Below are 2,133 nucleotides of genomic sequence, written 5' to 3'. Positions count from 1 at the left end.
TAATAATAATATTTATAATGCTTTGGACCTTCAACATCACAATAGACGCAAAGCTCAGCCCATGGAATGTCTTTGGCATATATTCATCATACAAGGGATGGTCAGATTTTAGCATGCTCCTAACATTTGGAGGGCTTTTACTAATAATCATATCTTCACTGTTTGTAGAAAGAGCCTTTTGCAGATATTTTTGTCCATTAGGTGCAATATTCTCATTAATATCAAAGTCTCGTATTTATAAAATAAAAAAGGATTCGACTGAATGCATAAACTGCAATTTATGTACAAAAAAATGTCCAATGGGAATAAACGTCGACGAAGAAACAAGCATCCACGGACAAGTTATCTCCAGTGAATGCATAGATTGCTTCAAATGTATAGACACATGCAAACCAAAAGCTCTATACATAAATCCGAAACAAGCTGTATCAGGAATAATCGTTGCAGCTACAATTTTAGGAATATATTGTGCAAGTACAATGATGGGATAATTGAGGCGGTAAGTGATGCTTTGGGAGTTTCGTTTACGAATCCTAATGATCAGATGGAGAATGATAGAGGTCATGGTGGCGGTCATAGACATAGAAGGGAGTAATTTTTTAGTTTAGCAAGGCAGAATTTAAAGGAGGTACCTATGAATATTGTTGTTTTTGAAGAAAATATAAATCCTGTTATATTAAAAAGAGGATATTATTACTACAAAGGTGGAAATATTAGTGAGGATTTTGAGAAAAAAGGCAATAAATACACATTTAGAGTATATGGAACTGATCAGTATAAAGTATTTGTTGAGTTAGACGAATATGAAAATATATTGAGTTCAAAATGTAACTGTCCATATGATTTAGAGCCTATTTGCAAGCATCAGATAGCAGTTTTTTACAAATTAAGAGACTTATTAAAAGGAGAAATAAAGTGTGAAAATAAAACTACGCATCAGCCTAAAAATAAAGAAAACACCCTTAATGATGTACTTAAAAGCCTCGATAAAAACCAACTTATAGATATAATCATGGATCAAATTGCAGAGAATCCAAAATCAAAAAACTCTATTTTAATTAAATATTCACCGATTCTAGATGATGAAAGTGAATTAAAAAAATGTGAAGAGCATATAGATTCAAGCTTTAAAATGTATTTTGAAGAGGATAGTTATATAGAGGATAGATCGTATTTATTTGCATTGGATGTAAAAGAAATATTTAAAAGAATATGTGTGATTGAAAATAAAATACTGGCAATGGATATATTGTTATTAGTTTTAGAAAAATCTATATATTATATGCAATATATTGATGATTTTGATTTATATTTTTATGATGATGATTATAATTTGGAATTTTTAGTTAAGGATGTAATACGTATGATTAAAAATGTAGTTCTAAATATCGACGATTCTGAAACTAAAAATAAAATATTGAATAAATTATTAGATGAATATGAGGGTGAAGTGTTAAGCGACTGGCATAATTTTAAAATGGAAATAATGGATATTTGCTGTGAAATAGCAGATACAAAAGAACTCCAAAAAATGCTTGCTCATGAGATAGAAGTCATGATAGATGATGGTTCCCGTAGTTTTTTAGAGGAGAAAGAATTAAAAGTATTTTTATATAATTTGATGTTTGAATATGCAGAGGAAGATGAAATTCAAAGATTTATCGATGATAATATTGAGTATCCAGTATTTAGAGAGATAGCAATAAATAGATGCTTGGAAAATGGAGAATTTGACAAAGCAGTGGAGTACGCAACAGAAGGCGAAAAACAAAATGAATTTATTTTAATGTGGAAAGAATTAAAATACGAAGCCTATAAAAAAATGGGAGCAATAGACGAGCAAAAATCCCTAGCAAAAGAATTACTATTTAAAGGAGAAATCAAGTATTATAGTGAGTTAAAATCGCTATCTCAAGATGAAAATTTCTACAGTAATTTCCAAGATGATTTGAAAAAGCTGAAAAAAGCAAGCTCAAGAACGTATCTTGAAATTATAGAAATGGAAAATGACTTAGATGCCATTATGGAATATGTAAGAAAGAAACCATATGCAGTAGAGGAATATGCAGAGAAATTGTTGCCTAAATATAGAACAGAGGTCGGCGTTATATATTATAAATATTTGAAAAAACA

Annotated in this window: 3 protein-coding genes; all 3 read left to right on the top strand. The window is 29.7% G+C overall.

Annotated elements, in window-relative coordinates; genetic code table 11:
- Positions 1-491 (top strand): 4Fe-4S binding protein (locus MR593_RS00675; protein ID WP_290685821.1); only part of this gene is annotated, 491 nt, incomplete at its 5' end.
- Positions 467-595 carry a hypothetical protein gene (locus MR593_RS00670; protein WP_290685818.1) on the top strand — a complete coding sequence of 43 codons (129 nt, stop codon included), beginning with the start codon at positions 467-469 and terminating at the stop codon, positions 593-595. The genes MR593_RS00675 and MR593_RS00670, both read left to right, overlap by 25 nt.
- A 39-nt stretch (positions 596-634) precedes the next feature.
- The coding region (locus tag MR593_RS00665; RefSeq protein ID WP_290685815.1) for an SWIM zinc finger family protein at positions 635-2,133 on the top strand (1,499 nt) is incomplete at its 3' end.

The sequence above is a fragment of the Intestinibacter sp. genome, assembly GCF_022780145.1.
In the GTDB taxonomy this organism is placed as follows: domain Bacteria; phylum Bacillota; class Clostridia; order Peptostreptococcales; family Peptostreptococcaceae; genus Intestinibacter.
Note: the sequence above shows the minus strand (reverse complement) of the source record. Positions and strands in the feature narration are given on the sequence as shown.